Annotated in this window: 24 protein-coding genes; 11 read left to right on the plus strand and 13 right to left on the minus strand. The window is 65.2% G+C overall.

Annotated features, from left to right (window positions below; genetic code table 11):
• Nucleotides 1-47: 47 nt before the first annotated feature.
• The gene (locus tag JJC00_RS29925; protein ID WP_246773973.1) at nucleotides 48-479 is read right to left on the minus strand and encodes a DUF983 domain-containing protein; all 432 of its coding nucleotides are present in this window, start codon (nucleotides 477-479) and stop codon (nucleotides 48-50) included.
• 79 nt (nucleotides 480-558) lie between these two features.
• Between JJC00_RS29925 and JJC00_RS29930 the strand changes: the two genes are divergently transcribed.
• Together JJC00_RS29930 and JJC00_RS29935 are read left to right on the plus strand one after the other, a co-directional pair.
• A complete protein-coding gene (locus tag JJC00_RS29930; RefSeq protein WP_200469411.1) occupies nucleotides 559-1929 on the plus strand; it encodes a PLP-dependent aminotransferase family protein in 1371 nt (456 codons plus the stop codon).
• 118 nt (nucleotides 1930-2047) lie between these two features.
• Nucleotides 2048-2791 carry a sulfite exporter TauE/SafE family protein gene (locus JJC00_RS29935; RefSeq protein WP_200469412.1) on the plus strand — a complete coding sequence of 248 codons (744 nt, stop codon included), beginning with the start codon at nucleotides 2048-2050 and terminating at the stop codon, nucleotides 2789-2791.
• Here the strand turns inward: JJC00_RS29935 and JJC00_RS29940 are convergent.
• The 4 genes from JJC00_RS29940 to JJC00_RS29955 form a co-directional block, all read right to left on the minus strand.
• Nucleotides 2788-4194, minus strand: a complete 1407-nt coding sequence (locus JJC00_RS29940) for an MATE family efflux transporter (RefSeq protein WP_200469413.1) — start codon at nucleotides 4192-4194, stop codon at nucleotides 2788-2790. The genes JJC00_RS29935 and JJC00_RS29940 overlap by 4 nt on opposite strands.
• A 55-nt stretch (nucleotides 4195-4249) precedes the next feature.
• On the minus strand, nucleotides 4250-6049 hold the full coding sequence (locus JJC00_RS29945; protein ID WP_200469414.1) for an ABC transporter ATP-binding protein: 1800 nt from the start codon (nucleotides 6047-6049) through the stop codon (nucleotides 4250-4252).
• Between the two features lie 342 nt (nucleotides 6050-6391).
• Nucleotides 6392-7978, minus strand: a complete 1587-nt coding sequence (locus JJC00_RS29950) for a DHA2 family efflux MFS transporter permease subunit (protein WP_200469415.1) — start codon at nucleotides 7976-7978, stop codon at nucleotides 6392-6394.
• 32 nt (nucleotides 7979-8010) lie between these two features.
• A complete protein-coding gene (locus JJC00_RS29955) occupies nucleotides 8011-9312 on the minus strand; it encodes an HlyD family secretion protein (RefSeq protein ID WP_200469416.1) in 1302 nt (433 codons plus the stop codon).
• 194 nt (nucleotides 9313-9506) lie between these two features.
• Here JJC00_RS29955 and JJC00_RS29960 point away from each other — a divergent pair, with 194 nt between their 5' ends.
• Both JJC00_RS29960 and JJC00_RS29965 read left to right on the plus strand, forming a co-directional pair.
• Nucleotides 9507-10142, plus strand: a complete 636-nt coding sequence (locus tag JJC00_RS29960; protein WP_200469417.1) for a TetR/AcrR family transcriptional regulator — start codon at nucleotides 9507-9509, stop codon at nucleotides 10140-10142.
• Nucleotides 10143-10196: 54 nt separating this feature from the next.
• Complete coding sequence (locus JJC00_RS29965) at nucleotides 10197-10526, plus strand: DUF6665 family protein (RefSeq protein WP_200469418.1); 330 nt, start codon at nucleotides 10197-10199, stop codon at nucleotides 10524-10526.
• 39 nt (nucleotides 10527-10565) lie between these two features.
• On the opposite strand, the gene JJC00_RS29970 is transcribed toward JJC00_RS29965, so the two are convergent.
• The gene (locus JJC00_RS29970) at nucleotides 10566-11765 is read right to left on the minus strand and encodes an extensin-like domain-containing protein (RefSeq protein ID WP_200469419.1); all 1200 of its coding nucleotides are present in this window, start codon (nucleotides 11763-11765) and stop codon (nucleotides 10566-10568) included.
• Between the two features lie 499 nt (nucleotides 11766-12264).
• Here JJC00_RS29970 and JJC00_RS29975 point away from each other — a divergent pair, with 499 nt between their 5' ends.
• Nucleotides 12265-13032: a DUF2147 domain-containing protein gene (locus tag JJC00_RS29975; RefSeq protein ID WP_200469420.1), complete on the plus strand. Its 768-nt coding sequence runs from the start codon at nucleotides 12265-12267 to the stop codon at nucleotides 13030-13032.
• Between the two features lie 176 nt (nucleotides 13033-13208).
• Nucleotides 13209-14594: a FecR family protein gene (locus JJC00_RS29980; protein ID WP_200474283.1), complete on the plus strand. Its 1386-nt coding sequence runs from the start codon at nucleotides 13209-13211 to the stop codon at nucleotides 14592-14594.
• Nucleotides 14595-14774: 180 nt separating this feature from the next.
• Here the strand turns inward: JJC00_RS29980 and JJC00_RS29985 are convergent, their stop codons facing one another.
• Both JJC00_RS29985 and asd read right to left on the minus strand, forming a co-directional pair.
• Nucleotides 14775-15344 carry an NUDIX hydrolase gene (locus JJC00_RS29985; RefSeq protein WP_200469421.1) on the minus strand — a complete coding sequence of 190 codons (570 nt, stop codon included), beginning with the start codon at nucleotides 15342-15344 and terminating at the stop codon, nucleotides 14775-14777.
• Between the two features lie 65 nt (nucleotides 15345-15409).
• Entirely contained in the window at nucleotides 15410-16273 is an 864-nt protein-coding gene (gene asd / locus JJC00_RS29990) for an archaetidylserine decarboxylase (protein WP_200469422.1), read from the minus strand.
• A gap of 35 nt (nucleotides 16274-16308) precedes the next feature.
• Here asd and JJC00_RS29995 point away from each other — a divergent pair, with 35 nt between their 5' ends.
• On the plus strand, nucleotides 16309-17973 hold the full coding sequence (locus JJC00_RS29995) for an aminotransferase class III-fold pyridoxal phosphate-dependent enzyme (protein WP_200469423.1): 1665 nt from the start codon (nucleotides 16309-16311) through the stop codon (nucleotides 17971-17973).
• 242 nt (nucleotides 17974-18215) lie between these two features.
• Here JJC00_RS29995 and JJC00_RS30000 read toward each other — a convergent pair whose 3' ends face one another.
• The 3 genes from JJC00_RS30000 to JJC00_RS30010 all read right to left on the minus strand — a co-directional run bounded on the left by JJC00_RS30000 (nucleotide 18216) and on the right by JJC00_RS30010 (nucleotide 20806).
• Nucleotides 18216-18875: a hypothetical protein gene (locus JJC00_RS30000; protein ID WP_200469424.1), complete on the minus strand. Its 660-nt coding sequence runs from the start codon at nucleotides 18873-18875 to the stop codon at nucleotides 18216-18218.
• Nucleotides 18876-19030: 155 nt separating this feature from the next.
• Nucleotides 19031-19720, minus strand: coding sequence for a class I SAM-dependent methyltransferase (locus JJC00_RS30005; RefSeq protein WP_200469425.1), 690 nt, complete (start codon nucleotides 19718-19720; stop codon nucleotides 19031-19033).
• Between the two features lie 33 nt (nucleotides 19721-19753).
• Complete coding sequence (locus JJC00_RS30010) at nucleotides 19754-20806, minus strand: glycosyltransferase family 4 protein (protein WP_200469426.1); 1053 nt, start codon at nucleotides 20804-20806, stop codon at nucleotides 19754-19756.
• 274 nt (nucleotides 20807-21080) lie between these two features.
• Here JJC00_RS30010 and JJC00_RS30015 point away from each other — a divergent pair, with 274 nt between their 5' ends.
• Nucleotides 21081-21785 carry a L,D-transpeptidase gene (locus JJC00_RS30015; RefSeq protein WP_200469427.1) on the plus strand — a complete coding sequence of 235 codons (705 nt, stop codon included), beginning with the start codon at nucleotides 21081-21083 and terminating at the stop codon, nucleotides 21783-21785.
• A gap of 107 nt (nucleotides 21786-21892) precedes the next feature.
• Nucleotides 21893-22312 carry a c-type cytochrome gene (locus tag JJC00_RS30020; RefSeq protein WP_200469428.1) on the plus strand — a complete coding sequence of 140 codons (420 nt, stop codon included), beginning with the start codon at nucleotides 21893-21895 and terminating at the stop codon, nucleotides 22310-22312.
• A 22-nt stretch (nucleotides 22313-22334) separates the two neighbouring features.
• Here the strand turns inward: JJC00_RS30020 and JJC00_RS30025 are convergent, their stop codons facing one another.
• Both JJC00_RS30025 and JJC00_RS30030 read right to left on the minus strand, forming a co-directional pair.
• Nucleotides 22335-22610 carry a hypothetical protein gene (locus JJC00_RS30025; RefSeq protein WP_200474284.1) on the minus strand — a complete coding sequence of 92 codons (276 nt, stop codon included), beginning with the start codon at nucleotides 22608-22610 and terminating at the stop codon, nucleotides 22335-22337.
• A gap of 5 nt (nucleotides 22611-22615) precedes the next feature.
• Complete coding sequence (locus JJC00_RS30030) at nucleotides 22616-23398, minus strand: DUF899 domain-containing protein (RefSeq protein WP_200469429.1); 783 nt, start codon at nucleotides 23396-23398, stop codon at nucleotides 22616-22618.
• Nucleotides 23399-23551: 153 nt separating this feature from the next.
• On the opposite strand from JJC00_RS30030, the gene JJC00_RS30035 reads away from it, so the two are divergent.
• Together JJC00_RS30035 and JJC00_RS30040 are read left to right on the plus strand one after the other, a co-directional pair.
• Nucleotides 23552-24784, plus strand: a complete 1233-nt coding sequence (locus JJC00_RS30035) for a helix-turn-helix domain-containing protein (protein WP_200469430.1) — start codon at nucleotides 23552-23554, stop codon at nucleotides 24782-24784.
• 27 nt (nucleotides 24785-24811) lie between these two features.
• Nucleotides 24812-25450: a Vgb family protein gene (locus tag JJC00_RS30040; RefSeq protein ID WP_200469431.1), complete on the plus strand. Its 639-nt coding sequence runs from the start codon at nucleotides 24812-24814 to the stop codon at nucleotides 25448-25450.
• Nucleotides 25451-25486: the final 36 nt, after the last annotated feature.

Genomic DNA, 25486 nt, shown 5'->3' on the forward strand with positions numbered 1-25486 from the left:
ACGATGGAGTGTAGCGGGCAGTCGCGCGATGTAAACGCCGCCGGGCGTCAGGCCGCGCGCGGCGCCTTCACCAGCACGGGCGCAAGCTGACCGGCCTCCCGCCGCAGCTTGCTCGCCTCGAAGCCGTGCATGCCGATCTGCCATTGCAGCCCGACGATGGCGCCCTTGGTCGGTTGCAGCAGCGCGAGCGAGGCAAACAACGTCACCGGCAGCCACACGGCGAGCTGCAGCCAGACCGGCGGCGCATAGGCGGTTTCAACCGCGAGGATCGCTGGCACCACGAGATGGCCGACCACGACCATCACGAGATAGGCCGGGAAGTCATCGGCGCGCTGGTGGACCAGCTCCTCGCCGCAATGATCGCAACCGTCTGCGACCTTGAGGAAACGCCCGAACAGATGCCCTTCGCCGCAGTTCGGGCACTTGCCGCGAAAACCGCGCCACATTGCCTTTGCCAGAGAGACTGAACCGGTCGCCATGACGACACCTCTTCCGTTTTGCTGATCCATACAATAGTATCTTGCATCCATACATTCAAAGGATATGGGCCCAAGTTGCATGGATTGGACTCCTACAATCTCGGAGCTGAGCGGGCCGCGCTATCAGCGCATCGTCGAGGCCATGGAGGCCGACATCGCTGCCGGCCGGCTGGTGCGTGGGCAGCAATTGCCGACGCAGCGCGCGTTGGCCAAGGCGCTCGGCATCGACCTGACCACGGTGACGCGCGCCTACACCGAGGCGCGGCGTCGCGGCATCATGGAGGCCCGGGTCGGCCAGGGATCGTTCGTATCGGAGACCAGCGCACGCCGCGCGGTCGACCTGCCGCATCCGGTGGCGATCGACCTCTCGATGAACGTGCCGCCGCATCCCCTCGAAGCGCAGCTCGACGAGCGCATCATCGCTGGCCTCGAAGCCATTCGCGCACAATCGGGTCTGACCGCATTCCTGAATTACCAGCCGCCCGGCGGCAGCGCGCATGAGCGCGAGGTCGCCGCGCGCTGGATGCGCACGCGCGTCTCACATGCGCATGCCGACAAGCTCGTGATCTTTCCCGGCGCGCAGACGATCCTGTTCAACCTGCTCGTCCATCTCGCGCGGCCGGGCAACGTCGTATTGACCGAAGCCCTCACCTTCCCCGGCATCAAGGCCGCAGCAGCGCAGCTCGGCGTCAAGCTCGTCGGTGTCGCCATGGATGACGGCGGTATCCTGCCCGATGCGCTGACGAAGGCCTGCCGCACACACAAACCAAAGGCCGTCTATCTCATCCCGACGCTGCACAATCCGACCACCGCGACGCTTGCTCCCGACCGGCGCAGCGCAATCGCAAAGATCGTTCGCGATGCCGATACGATCTTGATCGAGGACGATGCCTACGGGCTGCTCGATCGCTTGGCATCGCCGATCGCGAACCTCATCCCGGAGCGGACGTATTTGGCGACCACACTGTCAAAATGCATCGCCCCGGCGCTGCGCGTCGCTTATCTGCTCACGCCCGACAGCGGCGCGCAGCTTCAGATGCGCGGCCACCTCCAAGCGACCGTGCAGATGCCGGCGCCGCTGATGGTCGCGCTGGTGACGCACTGGCTCGAGACCGGCGTCGCCGACCGCATCATCACCGCGATCCGCAACGAGGCCGTCGGCCGCCAACAATTGGCACAGCGCGCATTGAAGGGCTTTCAGTTCCAGGCGAAGCCCGCCGCACACCATTTGTGGCTGCACTTGCCGAAGGGGCGACCGGACGTCGCCGCGCATCTGCTGCGCAACGGGCTCGCAATCGTTGCCGGCGACGCCTTCACCGTCGACGGAACCTCGCCGCATGCGGCGCGCGTCTCACTCGGCGCGGCGCGCAACAGATCGGAATTGACCGAGGCACTGCGCATCCTCGTCGGCGCGCTGCAGAAGCCCGCCGATATCAGGCAGATCGTCTAGCGAACGCGGGAATCACGCCTGCGTACGGTTCTGAAATTGACCTCCCGCGCCGCATCTGTGCTATGCGCCATGAAGCGATCACGGGCTTGGGATCGCCGGCAACGGCAGGAATTCATCGGTGGAAACGCTCACTTACGCGCTGCTCCTGTTTGGCGCGCTGGCCGGCGGCTTCGTCTCTGGGCTGGCGGGATTCGGCACCGCGCTGATGGCGCTCGGCATCTGGCTTTACGTTCTGCCGCCCTCGCTCGCGGTGCCCCTGGTGCTGATCTGCTCGGTGATCGCGCAGACCTCGACGCTGCCGTCGATGTGGAAGAGCTTCGACCTGTCGCTGGTGTGGCCGTTCCTGATCGGCGGATTGATCGGCGTGCCGCTCGGGACCATGCTGGTCGCCTCCGCCGATCCCAAAGTGTTCAAGCTCAGCGTCGGCGTGCTGCTGCTGATCTTCTCGAGCGCGCTGTACCTCAACAAGAAGCAATTCGCCATCACCTTCGGCGGCCGCATCGCCGACGGCGCGATCGGATTTGCCGGCGGCATTTTGGGCGGGCTCGCCGGACTGTCCGGGCCGCTGCCGATCCTGTGGGCCAACATCCGCGGCTGGAATAAGCACGAACGGCGCGGCATCTTCCAGCTGTTCAATTTCACCGTGCTCGCCACCGCGCTGGTGTTGCAGACGGCCTCGGGCCTGGTCGCGTTCAAGGTGGTCTGGCTCGCGATGGTCGCATTCCCAGGCACGCTGATCGGCGCATGGCTAGGCGCACGCGTCTATCACGCGCTGAGCGACAAGCATTTTGGCGATGTCGTGCTCGGCCTGCTGTTCCTGTCGGGGTTAACCCTCGTCTGGAACAGCATCGGCGCGTTCTAGGCAGGCTCGCGCACCGAAGGCACAACGGGCTCAGGCGCCGCCTGCTTCGGACCATCGGCCTGCTTGCGCGGCGCCAGCCGCTTCCTGAACTCGCGGCGCAGCAACCACAGGCTCTGGACCGCCTGAAGCGTCGTCGCCGCGTTCGACAGATACCAGACGTACTCGATCCGAAAGCCCGGCCGTGTCGACAGAAAGATCGCCGGCAGGGAATAGGTGAGGACGCGCGTCGCCGAGCTCCACAACACCGGCTTGGTGTTGCCGAGACCCTGGAACATGCTGGAGCAGGTGAAGATCAGTCCCTGCGCCACCATGTTCAGCGAGATCATCTTCAGAAACAGCAACGCGACGCTCATCGTCTCCGGATCATTCGAGAAGCCGGCGAGCAACATTCCGGGCTTGAGCTGCACCAGGATCGTCAGCGCAACCATCACGACGGTCGAGATCAGCGCCGCCTTGACGAAGGTCTCCCGCACCCGCTCGCGATTGCCCGCACCGAAATTCTGACCGACGATCGGCCCTGCCGCGAGCGAGACGGCAAGGGCCGGCATCTGGATCAAGCCCACGACGCGCGTGCCGATGCCAAATCCGGCCTGAGCCGCCGGACCGAGATCCCGCAGCACGTAATAGATCGCGGCCATGAAGATGAAGATCATCACGAACTCGCCGCCCGCGGGCAGACCGACATTGAGGATCCTCTTCCACTGCCGCAATTGCGGACGCCATTGCGCAGGATGGAAGGCGACATAGCGCTCGAGCCTGCGGAAATAGGCAAACAGCATCAGCACGCCGATGCAGACGGCGATCGTGCTTGCCAGGCCCGCTCCGGCGACACCGAGCGCGTATCCGGTGCCCCAGCCCTTGATCAGGACCGGTGCCAGCGCGATATTGATGATGACGGCAAGCACCTGCACCAGCATGCTCGGCCGCACGATGCCGGTGGCCCGCAGCGCGGCCGCCATCACCTGCGTGACGAATTGCAGCGCTAAGGCCGGCATGAACCAGAGAAAATAGGTGGTGCCGGCATTGATGGTGGCCTCATCGTTGGCAATCGCGCGCATATAAGGGCGCGCCAGCGCAAAGCCGCCGAGCAGCGTCAACAGCCCTGATAGCACCGACAGGACGACCGCCTGGTTGAACACGAGATTGGCGTCGTCCCGATCCTTGCGGCCCACGGCGTGCGAGACCAGCGCCACCGTGCCGACGCCGAGCATCTGCATCAGCGCGTTGACGAGGAAGCCGGCGTTGCCGGCCGCAGCGACGCCGGCAACCGCGGCATCGCCGAGCCCGGACACGAAGTACAGGTCGACCAGCTGGCAGAGCATGATCGTGATCATGCCGACCACGATCGGTGGCGCCATGCTCAGGATGTGGCTCACGATGGAGCCGCGCGTCAGATCCTTCATCTCACTCCATCCTTGACGACGTGACGGCGGGGCTTTCGCCCTGCCGCCGCGCGCCTCATTCCGCTGCTGCGATATGCCCGAGCTCCACCACCTGGCGCTCGAACAGGCTGCGATAGATTCCGCCAGGCTTGCCCGCGAGCTTGGCATGCGTGCCCTGCTCGGCGATCTCGCCGCGGTCGAACACCAGGATGCGATCGAGGCTGCGCACGGTCGACAGCCGGTGCGCGATCACGATCGAGGTGCGGCCTTTCATCAGCCGCTCCATCGCCTGCTGGATCAGCGCCTCCGATTCCGAATCGAGGCTCGAGGTCGCCTCGTCCAGGATTAGCACCGGCGCATCGGCCAGGAAGGCGCGCGCCAGCGCCACGCGCTGCCGCTCACCGCCTGACAGTTTCACGCCGCGCTCGCCAACCAGCGTGCCGTAGCCCTTCGGCAGGCGCAGGATGAAGTCGTGCGCATTCGCCAGCCGCGCCGCCTGCTCGATCGCCTCGAGGCTGGCGCCGGGCCGCCCATAGGCGATGTTCTCGGCGAGCGAGCGGTGAAACAGGATCGGGTCCTGCTGCACGATCGCGATCTGGCTGCGCAGCGATTGCTGCGTGGCCTTCGCGATATCCTGCCCGTCGATCAGCACCCGACCGTCGGTGACGTCGTAAAGCCGCTGCACCAGCTTGACGAACGTCGTCTTGCCGGAGCCGGAGCGACCGACAAGGCCGACACGCTCGCCGGCGCGGACCTTGACCGACAGTCCGTCGTACAGCGGCGCGCGATGCCCGCCATAGTGGAACGTGACGTCGTCGAACACGATCTCGCCGCCCTCGATCGCGATCGGCTGCGCATCGGCGGCATCGGCAATGCCGATCGGCTCGTCATGGATCGCCACCAGCTCCTCCATGTCGTTGACCGAGCGCTGGAGGTTGTTGATGTGCATGCCGACGTCACGCAAATAGGCGTGGATGACGTAGTAGCTCGTCAGCACATAGGTGACGTCGCCAGGCGAGGCATGCCCGTACATCCACAGCAGCACCGAGCCGCCGATCACCGACCCCCGCAGGCATAGCAGCAGCGAGAGCTGCGCGATGGCGGTGTAGTTGTAGCGGAACCAGGTCCGCCGCACCCGCACGCGCCAGCGCTTGATGACGCGGGCCAGCCGCGCATCCTCACGCGCTTCCGCGCCGAACGACTTCACCACCGCATTGCATGTCAGCGCATCCGCCAGCGTGCCGCCGACCTTGGTGTCCCAGGCGTTGGAGACACGTGCGGCCGGCGCGATGTAGCGGGTCGAGAACAGCACCGTCATCGTGACATAGGTCGCCGCGCCGAGCGCGATCACCACGCCGAGCGAGGCCCAGTGCACGCCGAGCAGGATCATCGATCCGATCAGAACAGCCAGCGACGGCAGCAGCGCCAGCAGGAGGGTGTCGTTCAACAAATCGAGCGCCCACATGCCGCGCGTGACCTTGCGCACGGTCGAGCCCGCGAAAGAGTTGGCGTGCCAGTCGGTCGAGAAGCGCTGCACGCGCAGAAATGCGTCCTGCGCCACGTCGGACATGATCTTGAGCGTGAACGGCACGATCACTTGCAAGCCACTGAGGCGCAACACCATCGACGCTGCGCCCAGCACCACGATGCCGCCCAGCGCCACCAGCGCGGCGTGGCGGGCGGCAGGATCGGACGGGCCACGCGTCAGCGCGTCGACCAGATGTCCTGAAAACACCGGCATGAACAGGTCGGCGACGGTCGCCCCTAACAGACCGACAGCAATGGCGAGCGTGCGCCCCGGCTGATTCAGCCAGTGCCGGAACACGAAGGGCAGGACCACGCGGATAGCCGCGGGCTTTTTTGACAGAGCGGTCATGGTGTCATCCGGCCGCTTTGCGCGGGCCGGCTCCATCGATGGACGCAGGCCGGCCGCGAGGCCGAGACGGCGTCAGTTAATGTTGGCTTTGGCTTGGGAAGCGAAGCGATCGGGAAACAGAACCCAATCGAAGCTGGCGGAAAGGGCCCCTAAAGGGCCGAACACACACCGAGCGAAAACATCGAACGCGAGTGTGCGATCTGCGAATATGACGAAATCATGCAAATCCTCCCCGGTTCGAGCTACGAAGAAGCGCTTTATAGATGTACCGCTGGCGATTGGCAACCTGGCTCGCGCGAGATCACGCGCGAGTGTTGCATTTTGGTGCGCGTAGACGTGGATCTAATGCGCGTCGCCGCCAGCGCCAAACGGCGAGGCGGGCCTCTTCAGCAACGTGACCAGCACGCTGAGGCCGAGATAGAACAGCGTCAAAATGAAGAAGGCATCGCCAAAGCTCATCACCACGGCCTGGCGGTGCACGATCTGGCTGAGCTGCTTCATCGCCATCAGCGTGGAGTCGCCGAGCCCCTGAAATTTCTGCTGGAGCATGGTCAGGGTTTCGGTCGCGGTTGCATTGCCCCAGGTCACGCGCTCCCGCAGACGCGTGATGTGCAGGTCGGCGCGATCGTTGAGCACGGTGTTGATGACAGCGAGCCCGACTGCACCGCCGAGATTGCGCATCAAATTGAACAGGCCGCTCGCATTCTTCACCTTGTCAGGCGGCAGCGTGCCGAGCGCGATGTTGTTGGTCGGCACCATTGCGAACATCATGCCGATGCCGCGCAGGATCTGTGGCACCAGCAGCTCGTAGAAATCGAAGTCGCGCGTGATCCAGGTCATCTGGTAGGAGCCGATCGCGAACACGATCAGGCCGAACGCGATCATGTAGCGCATGTCGAGGCTCGCCATCAGCCGGCCGACCAGGGGCGCGACCAGGAACATGGTGATGCCCGAGACGAACATGGTCTCGCCGATCATCAGCGCGCTATAGCCGCGCACCTCGGCGAGATAACGCGGATAGATGTAGGTCAGGCCGTAGAGGCCGATGCCGATGCAGAATTGCAGCGTGGAGCCGACGGCGAAATTGCGGTTGGTGAAGGTGCGCAGGTTGACGATCGGCTCGGCCGCCATGAAGACGCGGACGAAGAAGGCAATCGCCGAGACGAGGCAGATCCAGGCGCAGATCGCCACTGTAGTGTCCTGCAGCCATTCATATTGCGGACCTTCTTCCAGCACGTATTCCAGCGTGCCGAGGAAGCCGGCCATGAAAATCAGGCCCCACCAGTCGAAGCGGTCGAGCAGCTCGAAATGTGGCTCGTCGAAATCGACAAGCGCCCACACGCCGATGGTAATGCCGATGCCGGGCACGACGTTGATGAAGAACAGCCAGTTCCACGACATCAAATCGGTGATGTAGCCCCCGACCGTCGGCCCGACGGTCGGGGCCAGCGTCGCGACGAGCCCGATGATGGGACCGACGATGTGGAATTTCGAACGCGGGAACACCGTGTAGGCCGAGGCGAACACCGTCGGGATCATGCCGGCGCCGAGAAAGCCCTGGAGCACGCGCCAGAGGATCATCTCCTCGATCGTCGTGGCAAAACCACAGAGCAGGCTCGACACCGTAAAGCCGGCCGCCGAGATCGCGAACAGCAGCCGCGTGCCGAAGGCGCGCGACAGGAAGCCCGACAGCGGGATTGCGATCACTTCGGCGATCAGATAGGCGGTCTGGACCCAGGAGACTTCGCTCGAACTCGCCGACAGGCCGGCCTGGATCTCGCTGAGGGAGGCCGAGACGATCTGGATGTCCAGGATCGACATGAACATCCCGAACACCATGATGATGAAGGCGATCATCCGCTTCGGCGCGATGCGCTCCGAAGCGGGGGCCGCCATCACGGCAGGTGAAGCAGTCGTGGCGTTCGCCATGGTCTGACCTCGCAGCGCTTTAAGAGGCGCGCTTACTGCGGATGGATCATGGTGGGATCGTCGAGGTCGATTTCGCTGTCGGCGTCCGCCGCACCCTTGTTGGTATCGACCGTCGCATAGATCGACATGCCGGCGCGGAGCAGGTTCTGCCTGGCAACCGCCTTCGGCACGCGGATGCGGACCGGCACGCGCTGCACGATCTTGGTGAAGTTGCCGGTGGCGTTGTCAGGCGGCAGCAGCGTGAACACCGAGCCCGAACCCGCCGCGATGCTGTCGACGACGCCGGAGAACTTTCGCATGCCGTAGGCATCGACCTTGATCGTCACGGGCTGGCCGGGACGGATGCGCTTGAGCTGCGTTTCCTTGAAATTGGCATCGATATAGACGTCGTCGAGCGGCACGACATTGCCGAGGCGCTGGCCGACGGCGACGAAGTCGCCGGCGCTGACGAGACGGTTGGAGAAGATGCCGTCGACGGGGGCGCGCACCGCCGTGAAGGCGAGGTCGCGCTCGGCCTTGGCGAGCGTGGTCTTGAGCTCGGCGAGCTGCGCCTGGGCTTCGGCCTGCTGAGCCTTGGCGACATCGACATTGCTCACCGCGACGTCGTAGGCGGCCTGCGCGGCTTTGACAGCTGCGGCGCCCTGGTCGCGACCGGCTTCCGAGGTTTCGAAGGTGGCGCGCGAGGCAAAGCCCTTGTTGCTCAGCGTCTGCTGGCGCTCATAGTCGAGATCGGCGCGCTTGAGGCCCGCCTCGGCAGAGACGAGCTGCGCCTTGGCCTGTGCGACCTGGCTGTCGAGCGCCGCGATCTGGCGGCCGATGCGGTCGATGGTGGCCTGCTGGGTCGCGATCCGGGTCGCGGCGGCATCGACCGCGATCTTGTAGTCGCCGTCGTCGATGCGCAGCACGGTGTCGCCGGCATGTACCAGCGTGTTGTCACCGGCCAGGATCGAGGAGATATGGCCAGCTACGCGCGCGCCCAGCATGGTGTTGTTGGCGCGAACGTAAGCGTCGTCGGTGGAAACGAAGAAGCGGCCGACCAGGGTGTAGTAGCCGGCATAGCTTGCGGCCGCGAGCGCCAGCACCAGGCCGATGCCCATCATGACGAATTTGCGCTTTCCGGATTTTGGCGCGGCAGCGGCGGTCGGGGCCGGCTGGTCGGTCACGGGCTTCTCCGGCGCCTCGCTGGTGCGGCGCTTGGTTTCTTCAGCCACATGAGAACGCAGCTGCTCGGCAATGACTACGGACGTCTCGGTCGCAGCTTCACCGTCCGCCGCCGTCGTCTCGACCGCTTCCTGGCGAATGACGCGCGCAGCCTGGTCTCTCGATGTGGCCATAAAGGCCTCCCCAATCAAAACGCGATCCAAGGCAGCCGTCGCACGGCCGCTTTCCCGCTCGCCCATCTCAATTACCATTGACCGAACGGTTCGGTCAATCTACTAATATTCCCAGGCCGGCCCTACTGGCCCGAATCCTTTATTTGCGTTTCATAGTTCGAGCCCGGTCCGAAACCTTCCGAGACCCTAAACCAATGGTTGCACCCAACCGCGAACAAATGCACGCCCTCCCGGACGATGACAGCTCTAAGCGGCGCCAGATCCTGGCCGGCGCCCGTAAGGTGTTCATGGGTCTGGGTTTTGACGGCGCCAGCATGGGCGAAATCGCGCGCGCGGCCGGCGTCTCCAAGGGCACGCTCTATGTCTACTTCGCCGACAAGAGCGCGCTGTTCGAAGCCATCCTCGAGGAGGAGGCTCTGTTTCACGGCCAGGTCGTGTTCAACTTCGACCCCGCGCGCGACGCCGAGACCACGCTGAAGGATTTTGGACAGGCCTACATCCACCTGCTCTGCCGGCCCGGCGGCGGATCGGCGATCCGCACCGTGATGGCAATCGCCGAGCGCATGCCCGACGTCGGCCGCCGCTATTATCTGCGCGTGCTGGACAAGACCATCAACCGGCTGTCCGACTATCTCAAAGCCCACGTCGTCCCCGGCGATCTCGCGATCGACGATTGCGACCTTGCCGCCTCGCAGTTCATGGAACTGTGCAAGGCCTCACTCTTCCTGCCTTTCGTGTTCCAGGCCGCGCCGCCGCCGTCGGAACAGCGCATGGTGGAAGTGATCGACAGCGCGACGCGGATGTTCCTGGCCGCGTACAAGGCGAAGTAGCGGCAGCGGGCCGCGCGTTGCGCATGCGGTTCGCGCCGCATTATATTGCGCGCCATGTCCCGTGATCTTCGCCCGCCGGTCGATATCCTCCATTACGAGATCGTCCAGGAGCAGGCCTCCGCGCTTGGACGGATGGGCCGCACGCTCGAACAAGCCCTCGCGGAATTGCGCGCGTTCGACACCGCCCACGCGCACTCGGAGATTCCAGCCGCGATGCAACCGGCCAGGCGCAAGCTGGTGATGGCCGCCGGCCAGGCGCTCTGGATGTTCGTGGTGCAACGCGAGGCGACCGGCTTGCGCGACAGCCGCCACATCATGCGGACCTACAACGTCCCCGGCGAGGTGCAGCGGTGCATGGGGCTGGCGCCCACACCGTCGACTTGAAAATGACGGTGCGGGTAGATTGGCGCAAGACAAATGCGGCTAATCGTCCGAGAACTCGTCTTCCTCGTTGACCTTCTCGCGCTTGCTCTTGTGCGCGCCGAGCGAGCCGGTGACGTAGGGATCGCGCGAGTTCGCGTAAGGATTGCGCCGCTGCGCGCGCGCGGCGACTTCCTCGCCGGAGACCGCGGCCGGCTGGCAGATCAGGCGGCGGCTGGCGCGGCGCATCAGATCGACGTGGATGTGATCGTAGTGATAGACGTTCGAGCCCGGCGCGAGCACGGTGGTGAAATGCGCGCACGCGCCGGATTGCACGTCCCGCAAAAACCCCTGCTCTTCCGGCATGCCGTGCCAGCCGTCCTTCACGGTGATGCGGCGGCCGTCGGCGAGCACGAAGGCAGCGACGTCGAGCGCATTGCCGAAGGCATGCTCCGAAATATGGGCGTTGGAGTTGCCGTTCATGCCACGGCAGGAATAGGCGGAGATCTGCTTGATCTCAACCACGCGGGCCCCGAACCAGCGCATCGCCGAAGGCTGCACGCTGTCGGCAAACCAGCGGTCGAGCTCGGAGACGATTGGACAGGCCAGCGTCGCGGTCGGCTTCACCGCGACGGGACCGACGGCGATAACGGGATTGCCCTGCGCGGGACCTAGCCGCGGCGGCGGCTGTTGCGCGGGCGCTTGCGAATAAGGTGCCGGACCGGGCTGCCGCGCCGGATAGCTCGGCGCATTCATGTAGCGCGCGGCGCCCGCGGCATCGGTGCCCTCGGGCGGCAAGTCGATCTCGTCTTCCTGCGGCGCCACGCCGGGCGCGCTGAGCGACACCGGGCCGGAGGACGTGCCATAGCCCGAGGGCTGGCGCACCGCGCTCTCGGGATAGTTAGATTGCTGCGGATAGCCGGATGCCGGATAATTCGATTGCGGCTGCTTCACCGGCCAGCGCGGCTGGTTGCCGATGCTGCCGGGCGGGCGCAGCTCCTCATCGGCGAAACCGTAGCTGCTCGACCCCTCGCCGATGGCGGCGACTTTCAGCGGAAACTCGGCGCCGCACATGCCGGGACCGGAGATCGGTTCGATCCGGACGATGTCGGCACTTTCCTTCACGGCGCCCGATTTCAGGCACGCCGCTTCGGCCTCGGCACGCCACGGTTCACGTTCGGCCTGGAAAAAGCCGCGTCCGCAACCCGCGAGCGAAACGAGGACGATGGAGCCGACGAGATACAAACGAACTCCGCGCGTCATGCGCCCACGTTCGGTGAATTTACTTAAAGACTCTTCAACGTGTCGATTTCGGCTTTCCTTTACCATGACGCGCCCACCGCCGCAGATGAGCGACAGCGCCGCTGACTTTTTTCAACGGTGAGTTTCTGTTAACCATGGGTTGCGCGCAAAGCGGCGCGCGGGGAGTGATCCCAGGGAGCAACGTCATGACGTTCGTCGGAAGACTGAGCGTTGTCGCCGCGTACCTCGCCTTGGCCTTTGTCGGCGCCATCGTGCTCGGCATGATCTAGCAGCATCCACCGACCGCGTCACAGGCCTGCCGGCTGAGCCAGATTGTCTGGCCGCCGGGCGTTTCGCGTTGCTCGGAAATTCGAGCAATCCGAATGTGCGCTGGCTCACCCATACAGCCCTTGTGAGGTTCATCACAGAACGCCGGACGCATCGGGCATAGGGTCGAACCACATCCGGTCCAGGACCGACTTCAGTCCATATCGGGACCCGCGCCATTTCGGAGGTTGTCATGAACAAGCTCACCATCGCCGCCGCGCTCTTCCTCGCCTCGACCGCCGTCGCGCAGGCCGGCAATTCGATCTCGTTCCAGATCGAAGGCCAGCGCGTCCGCATCGAGACGCCGCGCAACTGCGCCTCGCTCGATTGCGTCACCATCGTGGCGCCCGGCCTGTCGAACAAGCCGATCAAGCTGAACAACATCAACCTCAATGGCCTTGGCGGCTCCAAGGACGATGACGACACCACGCCAAGCACGACGACGGCAAAGCCCGCGCCGGCTCCGGTGCAGCAGCAGCCGGTGCAACAGGCGCCGGTGCAGGCCACCGTTCCGGCAGCCCCCGCCATTGCGCCCGCCGCTCCGACAACCGTTGCCGCAGCGCCCTCCGTCGACACGACCACGCAGCCTGCGCCGGTTGCCGGTCCCGCGCCGGTCGCCGCTGCGCCTGCTTATGCGCCGGCTCCGGCACCTGCTCCCATCGCGCCCGTGCAGGCCGCGAACACGCCGGTCGGCGTGTGGGCGACCGAAGAGAACAAAGGCAACGTCCGCGTCGAACAGTGCGGCACCAATCTCTGCGGCTATGCCGAGAAGACCAACGAGCGCATCCTGATCAACATGAAGCCCGACGGCGCCAAGTGGAGCGGCCGCATCCACGATCCCGACTCCGGCCGCAACTACGACTCGACCATCGCCATGAAAGGCCCGAATGCGATGCGCGTGCAGGGCTGCGCCTTCGGCGGCATGTTCTGCGGCGGCCAGACCTGGAAGCGGGTCAGCTGACGCGCGGAGCGCGTCATCCCGGGGCGATGCGAAGCACCACGTCCCTGATACCGGGACGTGGCGTTTGAACGTTCGTCCGTCCCGTGCGACGGACGTTCATTCGCCATTCAGCCAGCTCCGGCTGATATCGGCCGATCTCGCCTCGTGTTCTCACCGGGACCTCATTCGTGGCTTTGATGGTGGCTTGGCGCCGCATCGTGTTTGCTTTGCCGCTGCTGGTGCTGCCGCTGGGCGGCGCCGATAGCGCGTGCGCATCGGATGCGATCGAGCTCGCGCAAGCACAGCCGCAGGCACAACCGACGCCCGCGCCCCCGCCGGCCCCATCAGCCTCGCCGACGCCAACTGCCGATGCGCAGCCCGCTGCCGTCGAGCCGATCGGCAATGTCGCGACGGTGACGGGGATTGCGACCGTGATCCGCGACAAAAACTCCTATCCGCTGAAAGTCCGCGACGACATCTATCTCAACGACGTCGTGCAGACGTCCTCGAATTCCTCGCTCGGCATCACCTTCAACGACGCCACTACGTTCAATCTCTCCGCCAGCGCCAAGATCACCATCGACAATTACGTCTATGAGGACGGCGGCAAGCAGAATTCGGCGATCTTCGACATCGGCAAGGGCACGGTCGCCTTCGTCGCGGCGGCCGTGGCGAAGACAGGTGACATGAAGATCGCAACGCCGACCGCGACGCTCGGCATTCGCGGCACCACTGGCGTCGTCGACGTGCCCGAGAACGCGGCCGCGAACAGCGCCAACAACGTCAACATCAAGCTCTATCCCGACGCCGACGGCCGGGTCGGCCACATCGACGTCAACGACCGCACCAGCGGCACGCGGCTCGGTGCGCTGACGCAAGCCTCAAGCGGCTTTGCGATCCAGCCCGGTGCAGGCGGCCCGGGCGGCATGCGCTTCGCCGCGGTGCCGATCACGATCCCGCCGCAGCAGATCGCGCGCGACCGCGGCTTCGTCAGCCAGGTGCATGCGGCGCAGACCACCGGCCGGCAGATCGTCACCGAGCAGCGCGACTTCCGCCGCGCCAATCCGGCCGCGATCAGCCGGATTCCGCGACCGGCGCAGCCGCCGCAGCAACAGCAATTGCGTCCGAACACGGCGCCGAGCCAGCAGCCGCAGCGGCCGAATGGCCAGCCCGGTCAGAACAACCGTCCGGGTCAGCAGCCGGGAACGCCGAACCGCCAGCGGACGCAACAGCCGCAGCGCCAGGGACAAGGCGGCGCCACGCAGCCGGGCACATCGCGCGCGGGCCAAGGTCAGCAGCAGGGCACGGGACAGCCGGCCGGCCAGCCGCGCACCGGACAAGGCAGGCCGCCGACACAGCCACAGCGCAGCGGACAATCTCCGCAAGCGCCCGGCAGCGCCACGCCACAACCGCAAACACCGCGCAACGGATTGCAGCCCGGTACACAGCCGACCGCGCAACCGCAACAAGGCGCCGCGCCACGCCAGCCCGGCTTCCAGCAGCGCCTGCCCGCCGCACAACGCCCCGCCGCGCCGCGCAAGCCTGCGCCAGCTCCGGCGCCGAAGGAAAAGAGGAAGCGATAGATTGGAGGGCGCCTCCCTCTCCGTCATTGCGAGCGAAGCGAAGCAATCCAGAGTCCCTCCGCGGAAAGATTCTGGATTGCTTCGCTTCGCTCGCAATGACGACCTGGAGAGAGCGACGCTAACTCAATCATGCTGACTCGCGGGTGCTCGCCCTCATTTACACGCGGAGGCGACAAGACCTCACGCCTCGCCGCGCAGCCAGGCCCGCACCTTTTGCAGCAGGCCGTGCTGCAGTTCGTCGACGGAGACAGCCTCAGCCGGTGTCAGCGTCCGCAACGCGGCATCGATGTCATCGGCGGCCAATGTTGGCGTCGGCTCCGGCGCGGCGGACGATGCGAGGCCGGCCGCGGCGATCGCGATCGGGCCGACCTGGGTGAGGAAGGCGCGCTCATATTCGCGCGACAGGCGCGCGAGCGCGTCGTCCAGCGATACCCAGTCGACCGCCTTGATGTCGTTCATGAGCTTGCGGACCTGGCCGCCCGCGGCTTCCATGCGCCAGAAATGCGCGACCTTGGATCGGCCACCTGACTGATAGACGAGCGTGCCCAGAAATTCATGGATGGCGACCTCGTGGCCGGTCTCCTCCAGCACCTCGCGGTGCGCGGCCTGTTTCGGCGTTTCGCCGTCGTCGAGCTTGCCCTTGGGCAAAACCCACTCGTTGCGTTTGCGCTGGCGCACGATCGCGACCAGCGGCGGCCCACCACGCCGCAGCACAATACCACCCGCCGCCATCACAGGCGCCCGCGCCATCACCAAATCCGTGTCGATATTCGTCCCCGCGGACGATATAGGCGGCCGAAACGGCAGATTGAAGGCTAGATTTTCCTCAGCAGCGCTTGACCGGCGCGGATGCGCGTCCCTTCGCCGATCCCGTCGCAGAAGGTAAAATCGCCGGGCGCGAGAATGATGATGGTCGAGCCATGCTCGAACCAGCCGAGCTCCTCGCCCTTGGCCACGTTGACGTCGCAGGGGAAATTGACCGGGCCTTTCGTCTGGGCATTCAGCACCATGTCGAGGAAGTGCAACCGGATGCTGGCGACCAGGATCGCTGCGACCGGCACCAGCGTGACGGCCTCGCCGGTCGACAAATGCGTGCGGATCACCGCCCGCTCGTTCTTGCAGAACAGGCGCTCGACCCGCTTCAGCGCGATCGGGTTGACGTTCCAGACGTCGCCATGGATCAGCGTGACGCGTTCGATATGCGCATCGTACGGCGCGTGGAAGCGATGATACATGCTCGAGGTCAGCCGCAGCGTCACGAAAGAGCCGTTGCGGTGCTGCTCAACGAGCGTGGGGTCGCCAAGCAGATCGAGCAGCGAATAGGGCGCGCCCTTGACCTGGAACAGCTCGGTGTCGGCTATCCTGCCATGGGCGCCGACGATGCCGTCCGATGGGCTGGCGACCACCGAAGAATCGGGATCAAACGGCCGCAGGCCGGGCTTGAGCTCACGAGTGAAGCAATCGTGCAGGCTCCTGAAATGGTCTTTCTTCGCCTCCGACAGATCGAGGTCGGAGAACAGCTTCCACAGCGCGATGGAGCCGTCCCGCACCAGCGGGTTCTCGATCTTGGAGAACCAGCCCATGAAGCGGGTCAGCGCCGCGCGAGGGATGCGGTTGGTCAACAGGAAGTTGAGGTCTTCCTGCTGGGTGAAAGAGGCGATGAGGGCTTTGACTGTCATGAATCTGTCAGCTCGCAGTATTAGCGCTTGTTGTCATGGAAACGACACTCCCGATTCTCTCATTTTCCGTGGCCGCCGCAGCGTCTGCTGTCGCCGTCTTCCCGAAGCTGAAAGCGCGCATCGCACTGTCCCGCGCCAAGCACCGCTCGCTCGCCGGACACTCCAAGATGTCGCGCCGGGTGGCCAAGCTGCTCCCGTTCTACGAGTTCGAAGGCGACAAGTATTTCGGCTGCGACGGCGCGCCGGCGAATGTGGTGATGCAGCGCAAGGAAGCCTTCTTCCGCCTCGCGCGCATCTACGCCGATCGCTATGCCAAGGGCCGCGCGATGACGAAGGAGGCGGCTGAGACAATCTCCGACCTCAACTTCACCGAAACCTACCGCGTGCCGTTCCAGTTCTCGCGTCTCGTTCGCGAGCATCTGGGCACCTCGACCTTCATGGAGTCGTCGAGCGGCGTCACCGTCACGGATGTCGACGGCAACACGTCCTACGATCTCACCGGGTCCTACGGCGTCAACATCTTCGGCAACGACTTCTACAAGGAGTGCATCGAGGGCTCCGAGAAGCGGGCGCACGCGCTCGGACCGGTGCTCGGCCCCTACCACCCCGTCATCCTCGAGAACGTGCAGCGGCTCTGCCAGATCTCGGGCCTCGACGAGGTCTCGTTCCACATGTCCGGCACCGAAGCGGTGATGCAGGCGGTGCGGCTTGCGCGCTACCACACCAAGCGCACGCATCTCGTCCGTTTCGCCGGCGCCTATCACGGCTGGTGGGGCGACGTGCAGCCCGGCGTCGGCAATCCGATCAGTGCACACGAGACCTACACCCTCGCCGAGATGTCCGAGAAGACCCTTCACGTGCTGCGCACGCGCAAGGACATTGCCTGCGTGCTGGTCAATCCGCTGCAAGGCTTGCATCCGAACGGCAACGCGCCCGGCGATTCCTCGCTGGTCGACTCGTCCCGCGGCGGCAATTTCGATCGCGCGGCCTACACCGCGTGGCTGAAGCAGCTGCGCGCGGTCTGCGACCAACGCGGCATCGTGCTGATCTTCGACGAGGTGTTCGTCGGTTTCCGTCTCGCTGCCGGCGGCGCTCAGGAATACTTCGGCGTCAAGGCCGACATGGTGACCTACGGCAAGAGCCTCGCCGGTGGTTTGCCGGTCGGCGTGGTCTGCGGCAAGAAGGACCTGATGCGCCGCTTCCGCGACGATCGTCCTGCAGACATTTGCTTCGCCCGCGGCACCTTCAACTCGCATCCCTACGTCATGACGGCGATGGACGAGTTCCTGAGCCGGCTCGCCAGCCCGAACTTCCGCGCCATCTATGACGGGCTGGACGCGACCTGGAACGGCCGCGCGCAAAAGCTCAACCAGATGATGACCGATGCCGACCTGCCGGTCCGGTTCGCCAACTTCTCGTCGATCTGGACGGTGAAATACACCACCCCGTCCCGCTACAACTGGATGCTGCAATACTACCTGCGTGCCGAAGGCCTCTCGCTGAGTTGGGTCGGCACCGGGCGCCTGATCTTCAGCCTGAACTACACCGACGCAGACTTCAGCGAAGTCGCCGACCGCTTCGTCCGCGCCGCCGAGAAGATGAAAGCCGACGGCTTCTGGTGGCACGATGGTGCGCTCACCAACAAGAACATCAAGCGGCAGATCCTGAAAGAGATGCTGGCCAAGCGGTTGGGGCGCTGAGGCTCGTTCTCCGCTCATAGCCACCGTCATTCCGGGATGGTCCGAAGGACCAGGCCCGGAATCTCGAGATTCCGGGTTCGGCTCTTCGAGCCGCCCCGGAATGACGGCGTTTGCGGCGGCGCCCGATCTCGCTTCCCCGCGCGCGGTGAGAGGCGAAGAACGCCCCAAGACGTGGATGCCCGGCACGAGGCCGGGCATGACGTAGCCATCAGACATCGGAGTATTGTGTGGAAGCAGCGCGCTCAGGCGTGCTGCTCTTCGAGCGAGGGCTCGGAGATGAGGCCCAGCGTGTGCTCGGGGTTGAGGTGCAGGCCGGGGTCCATCAGCTCGCCGCGCATCAAAGCGAGCGGGGCGGTGCGATAGAGCATCAGATCGTGGAAGGGATCGGTCAGGATCTTGGTCATCCAGACCAGGCCTGTCTCGACATCGCGGATGAAGAACAGGTGCACAGTGCGGAACAGGAGGCCGCCGCCACCGATCACGAGCCAGATCTTGGCAACCTGACGCATGAAGTCGGCCGCGCTGGCCCAGGGCGTGAACAGGCCGAACAGGGTGGGATCGACGAACAGCACCAGCGGCGACAGCGCCCAGATCGCCATCAGCACCACCTTGCGCTGCAGGTTGTAGCCGACCTTGATGTCTTCCTTGTACTCGTGCGTCGCCTGGTTGATGTGGTCGTAATCGTGCGGCTCGAAGAAGAAGTGACCGGCCTGGCGCGAGGTCATAGAGACCAGCCAGCCGACCAGCGCCGAGATCATCGGGTCGACGAACAGCCAGACATAGGCGAAGAGGAAGCTCAGCGCGCTGACGAAGTGCAGGCTCTGATTGATGCGGCTGTGGTGATAGTAGCGATGGTCGTCCCAGCGCTGGATCCGCAGCTGCTCGAGATAATTCTTGATCATGCTCTCCCCCAAAATGCTTTCGGGTTCAGGATTTACAGGGATTCGATGTAGGTCGTGTGACATCATCATTTTGTCATATGACGATGTGCAGCGACGCGATGACGCACGCGAACGCGTGAGCGGCGGACCGAACCGCCGCTCTTACGCAGCCTTGCTCAGGCTGCCTTGGCGACGTCGACCTTGCGGAAGCGCACCAGCGAGAAATGACCCAGCGGCGGAATCAGGCGGCGCTCGGCAAGCTCGATGCCGTTGGCGCCGGCCAGCCACTTGGCGTAGCGCGACCAGGCGAACTCGGCGGTGCGGAAGCCGAGCGGACGCACCACCGGCTGGAGCTTCTGCTCGATGAAGCGGCGCATGCCGGTGTCGGCGCTGACGCGGGTGAGAATGATCAGCTCGCCGCCCGGACGCAGCACGCGGGCGAATTCATCGAGCGCCGTCTCCGGATTCGGCACCGCGGTGACGACGTACTGCGCCATCACGACGTCGAAGGAATTGTCGGGGAATTCGAGCTTCTCGGCGTCCATCACCGCGAGACCCTCGACGTTCTTCAGATTGCCCTCGCTGACGCGGCGGCGCGCCTTGTCGAGCATCGCTTCCGAAATGTCGGTGCCGAAGATGCGCAGGTTTGGGGCATAGAGCGGCAGCGAGATGCCGGTGCCGACGCCGACCTCGAGCACGCGCCCGCCGATCTTGTTGGTGGCTGCGATCGCGGCCTGACGGCCCTTGGCGAACACACCGCCGAACACGAGATCGTAAACGGGCGCCCAGCGATCATAGGCCTGCTCGACCGTGCCACGGGTGAGGTCGAGCTGCTGGGTGCCGTCAAGGTTCATGATCTTAGCCATCGATGAGGTTCTCGCTGTGGGTCAAACTATGGATCAGCCGCGCACCGGCCGCCGCGCCATGCGAGGCGAGGCGCGCAGGACGCGGCTGGGCTGGAGTGAAGTGAGGTTGCCGACGAACTGGCGCGCGCTGTTCTCCCAGGAGCGCTCCAGCGCGAAGTTGCGGCAGGTCTCGCGCGACATTGAGAGTGCGCGCAAGCATGCGGCGCGCAGATCGTTGTCGATCGCGCCGATCGGGTGATCGGCAATGACGTCCTTCGGTCCCGTTACCGGAAACGCCGCAACCGGCGTGCCGCAGGCGAGCGCTTCGAGTTGCACCACGCCGAACGTGTCGGTGAGACTCGGGAATACGAACACATCGGCAGCGGCGAGATGCGCGGTCAGGTCCGCGCCCTTCTTCTCGCCGAGGAAGACCACGTCGGGATATTTCTTCTCGAGCGCCGCCTTCTGCGGACCATCGCCGACGACGACCTTGGTGCCGGGCAGATCGAGTGCGAGGAACGCCTCAAGATTCTTCTCCACCGCGACGCGGCCCATCGTCATGAAGATCGGTCGCGGCAGGTCCAGCTCGGCCGGGGAATCAGGATGGAACAGCTCGGTGTTGACGCCGCGCCCCCAGAAGCCGAGCCGCTTGAAGCCGCGGCCTGAGAGCTCCTGCCGCAGCGACGGCGTCGCCACCATGGTCATGGCGGCAGCATCGTGGAAGTGGCGCAGCACGGCGTAGCCGACGGCATCGGGAATGCCGGTCCGCACCGAGACGTATTCCGGAAAGCGCGTCGTGTAGGAGGTGGTGAAGGCAAGCCCATTGCGACGGCAATAGGCGCGCGCGGCCCAGCCGATCGGGCCCTCGGTTGCGATATGCAACGCTTCCGGCGCGGCCTTCTCGATCCGCCGCGCGATCTCTTTGCCACTCGGCAGCGCGATGCGCAGGCCCGGATAGGTCGGCAGCGGCCAGGACCGGAAGCCCTCCGGCGTCAGGAAGTCGATCTCGACATCGAGGGCCTTGGCGGCGGCGGCCAGCGAGGTCAACGTCCGGACCACACCGTTGACCTGCGGATGCCAGGCGTCAGTCGCGATTAATACCCGCATGGGGAAATCCCGAGAGTTTGATGATTCTCGGCTTAGGACCATCAACCACGGATATTTCAGGCGTGTGACGTCACAGAAGTGTCGGCCCACTGTTTTGTTCGTTAACGGACCCCTGCGGCCACGAAACTGTCATGAAACAATCCTTGCCACGACGAAACCGTTTTCGGTTTTCCGCGCAAATGTCCCGAAACGTTTTGCCGTTAGTGATTGAGGCAACGGAGCACCGAAACGGTGCCGCGGTGACCAAGAAACACCACGCGAACAGGGGCGACCAATGTTCAATCTGGACACGTTCAAGACGTTATCGCGCGCCGTTGCTGTCAGTGCAGTGGCCGTGACCGCAATTGCATTTTCCGGCCCGGCCAAGGCGGCGCCGGTGCAGCTGTTTCCGTTCTTCCAGCCGCTGCCGACGATGACCGCGCCGCAGCCGCTTCAGCCGTACCAGCCCTATCAGGCGCCGACCTATCAGACCGCGCCGTCCGAGGATCAGGACGCTGTCGAGACGCCGGCGCGCTTCCGCCGCCAGACCGTCAGCTACTCAACGCGTGAAGCGCCGGGCACCATCATCATCGATACACCCAACACCTATCTCTATTACGTCCTCGGCAACGGCCAGGCGATCCGCTACGGCATCGGCGTTGGCCGCGATGGTTTTACTTGGTCCGGCACGCAGTCGGTGACCAAGAAGGCCGAATGGCCGGATTGGACCCCGCCGCCGGAAATGATCCAGCGCCAGCCCTATTTGCCGCGCCACATGGCCGGCGGCCCCGGCAACCCGCTCGGCGCGCGCGCCATGTATCTCGGCGGCACCGTCTACCGCATCCACGGCACCAACGCCCCCGACACGATCGGCAAGCACGTCTCCTCCGGCTGCATCCGTCTGACCAATGACGACGTCTCCGACCTCTACTCCCGCGTCAACGTCGGCACCAAGGTGATCGTGCTGCCGATGACGGAGCGCCGCGCCGAACTTCGGTAACGCGACGCGCTGAGCAACAGGACATTGTGACGCAAACGGCCCCGGAACCGACGGGGGCCGTTTTCGTTTGCAACGAGCGCGCCGAGTCACCCCGCGTGGAGGTGCAGATGCAATCACGCCTGCAGACGTCGCCGGCCACATGGCTGTGCCCGATTGCCGCCGCGGGAGCATTGACGCTGCTCCTCTCCGCGCCCTCTTCGATCGCGCAGCAGCCGGCGAGCGATGATGCAGCCAAGCAGGCTTTCAACAATTCCTGCCGCACCTGCCATTCGGTGAAGGAAGGCGACAATCGCCTTGGTCCCAACCTCAACAAAATCGTCGGACGCAAGGCCGGCTCGCTGCCGAGCTACAACTATTCGTCGTCGATGAAGGAAGCCGGCTTCGTCTGGGACCAGGACAAGCTGACCCGCTTTATGGTCAAGCCGGACGAGGTCGTCTCCGGCAACAAGATGCAGCCCTATGGCGGCATCTCCGCCGACGAAGCCGCCAAGGTGGTTGCGTATCTGCAGGCGACCGGCGGGCAATAGCAAGCGGAAGCGTTAGCGCCGCCTACCCGCCCCAACGCCGCCTCGAGATCAGTCTCAGCCACGCCGCTGAGTGAAACGCGCTCATCAGCAGATACATCGGCACCATCCCGCCCAGCGACAGCCCGTGTCCGGCGGAGCAGAGCATGTCCGCCGGGCCGCCGCCGAGCACGGCCGTCAGCACGGCCATGGTCGCGAACGTCGGCGTGGCCGCAAGACCCAGCCATCGGGCGAGGCGGGATGCGGCCACGGCCTCCCGGCCATCGCGACCGCCATCGGCGGCCGCGTTGACTGAGCAGATTTCCGTCACTGCGCGCCCGCCTCGCGTAGCGCCTTCTCTCCGGCATCCGAGACCTCGACCCATTTCTTGTCGGGCGCGGCACCTTGCTCGTAGCTGTCGTGCCAGTTCCACCATTTGTAGGTCGGGGTCTGCGGATAGCCGGCCGGCGAGTCCTCCCAGCCCTCCTGGCGACCGAGCGGGGTGATGTCGAGATAGTTCCAGGTGCCGCCCATCTGCTCGTCGCCGCGGCTCTTGATCAGATAGGTCCGGAAGATGCGCGTCCCGTCGCGGTAGAACACGTTGGTCCCGTGCCACTCGCCGACGCCGAAATCGGCATCGAAACTGTCGGTGATGGTGACCCACGGGATGTTCCAGCCCATCCGCGTCTTCAGCCGCGCGATATCGGCTTGCGGCGCGCGCGAGGCGAACACCAGCGTGGTGTCGCGGGCGTTCAGATGCGAAACATGGGCAACCTGGTCGGCCACCATGGAGCAGCCGCGGCAGGCATGGTCGGGCCAGCCGAACACGCCCGGCTCGAAGAAGGCCCGGTACAGGATCAGTTGCCGCCGGCCCTGGAACAGATCGAGCAGACTGGCCTTGCCCGAAGGCGTCTCGAATGCGTAGGTTTTGTCCACTTCCATCCACGGCATGCGCCGGCGTTCGGCGGCGAGTGCGTCGCGGGCGCGGGTATGCGCCTTTTCCTTCACGAGCAGTTGCTGACGGGCTGCCTCCCAGTCCTGCGGTGACACCACTGGCGGTGTTTGCATGGCGGGCTGTCCTTTGGTTCCTGCGTTGTCTGCTGATGTCATCTTGGCTCTCCAAATCACTTGCTCAACTTCTCTCTTGGGCGACCATCCCGCGCCTGGCGGAACCACTCGCCCGTCACCGCACGTCGTCGACCGTCAACGATTTCTGGCACCAAGCGGTTGCGCGGTGGGAGTAACAAGTGTGGCGGGATTTTCATGGAGTCGCTGATCACGGCCGCCGCGCGCGCGTTAGAGGCCGGCGATCCACTCGGCGCCCTGAACCGCGTCGCATTGCGCAACGATGCGCCGTCGCTGGCGCTGCGCGGCATCGCAATGGCGCAGCTCGGCGATCTCGCCAAAGCGAAGACGCTGCTGCGCAGCGCCGCGCGCGCGTTCGGGCCGAGAGAGGCGGTCGCGCGCGCCAGATGCGTGGTGGCCGAGGCCGAGATCGCGCTGGTCTCGCGCGACCTCAGCTGGCCGGCCAAGACTCTTGCCAGCACTCTTGCCGGCGCGCGGGCGACGCTCGCAAGCCATGGCGATCTCGCCAATGCCGCCCATGCCGGCCATATCGAGGCCCGCCGTCTGCTCCTGCTCGGGCGGGTCGACGAGGCCGAGGGCACGTTGGCCGAAATCAGCGTCTCCCCGCTCCCGCCTGCATCTCTGGTCGTTCGCGAGTTGGTGGTCGCCGGCATCGCCATCAGGCGGTTGAAAACACGAGATGCGCGCGCCGCGCTCGACCGCGCAGGCAAGGCAGCGCGGCAGGCAAAAATTCCGGCGCTCGTCGCCGAGGTCGACAGCGCGAACCTCATCCTCGACACGCCGGCCGCGCGCCTGATCGCACGCGGCAGCGAACACCCGCTGTTGCTCGGCGAAGTCGAGAGACTGGCGACCTCGACAGCTCTTGTCGTGGACACCTTCCATCATGTCGTGCGCAGGCAAGGCGTCGCCGTATCGTTGGGAACGCGGCCCGTGCTGTTCGCACTCGCCCGTCTGCTGGCGCAGGCATGGCCTGCGGATGTCTCGCGCGAAGCGTTGATATCAGGCGCCTTCCAGGCCAGGCACGTCGATGAGTCGCATCGCGCGCGATTGCGCGTCGAGATCGGGCGGCTTCGCACGCAGCTCAAGCCGTTGGCCGAGATCAGCGCGACCAAGCAGGGTTTTGAGCTGGCGCCACGGAAGACGCGCGACGTCATCGTGCTGGCCCGGCCGGTCGAGGAGAAGCACGCCGCCGTCCTCGCCATTCTCGCCGACGGCGAGCCATGGTCGAGCTCGGCGCTGGCGCTCGCGCTTGGCATGAGCGCGCGCACGGTGCAACGGGCGCTCGAAGAGCTGGCGCGATCGAGCAAGGTGCAGTCGTTCGGACACGGAAGGGCGCGCCGCTGGATGACCCCGCCCGTCCCCGGATTCCCGACAGGCTTGTTACTCCCCGGACCGCTCTTAAAAGCGTAGGTTGATCGCATCACAGGGATCGAGCAGATGAAGCGTTCCGCCGCTGAGATCGTCACCGAGTACGGGCCTTTTCCCGGCGTCGAGGCCGTGCATGGCGTCACCTATGACGGCACCCATGTCTGGTTCGCGTCCGGCGACAAGTTGAACGCGGTCGATCCGGCCAACGGCAAGATCGCGCGCTCGCTCGATGTCGCCGCACATGCGGGCACGGCGTTCGACGGCCGGCACCTGTTCCAGATCGCGGAAGATCGCATCCAGAAGATCGACGCTGCGACAGGCGAGGTGCTCACCACGATCCCCGCCCCCGGCGGCGGCGGCGATTCCGGATTGGCCTGGGCCGAAGGCTCGCTCTGGGTCGGGCAATATCGCGAGCGCAAGATCCATCAGGTCGATCCGGACACGGGGAAGATTCTCCGCACCATCGAAAGCAAGCGCTTCGTGACCGGGGTGACCTGGGTCGACGGCGAGCTCTGGCATGGCACCTGGGAAGGCGAGGACAGCGACATCAGGCGGATCGACCCTGACACCGGCAAGGTGCTCGAGCAGCTCGACCTGCCGGCCGGGACGATGGTTTCAGGGCTGGAATCCGACGGCGGCGATCGCCTGTTCTGCGGCGGCGGCGAGGCCGGCAAGGTGAGAGCAGTCCGCCGTCCCAGGCGCGGCTAGCCGCCTGAACAGACGGACAGGGCGCGGTCGCAGCCG

This window comes from Bradyrhizobium diazoefficiens (assembly GCF_016616885.1).
In the GTDB taxonomy this organism is placed as follows: Bacteria; Pseudomonadota; Alphaproteobacteria; order Rhizobiales; family Xanthobacteraceae; genus Bradyrhizobium; species Bradyrhizobium diazoefficiens_F.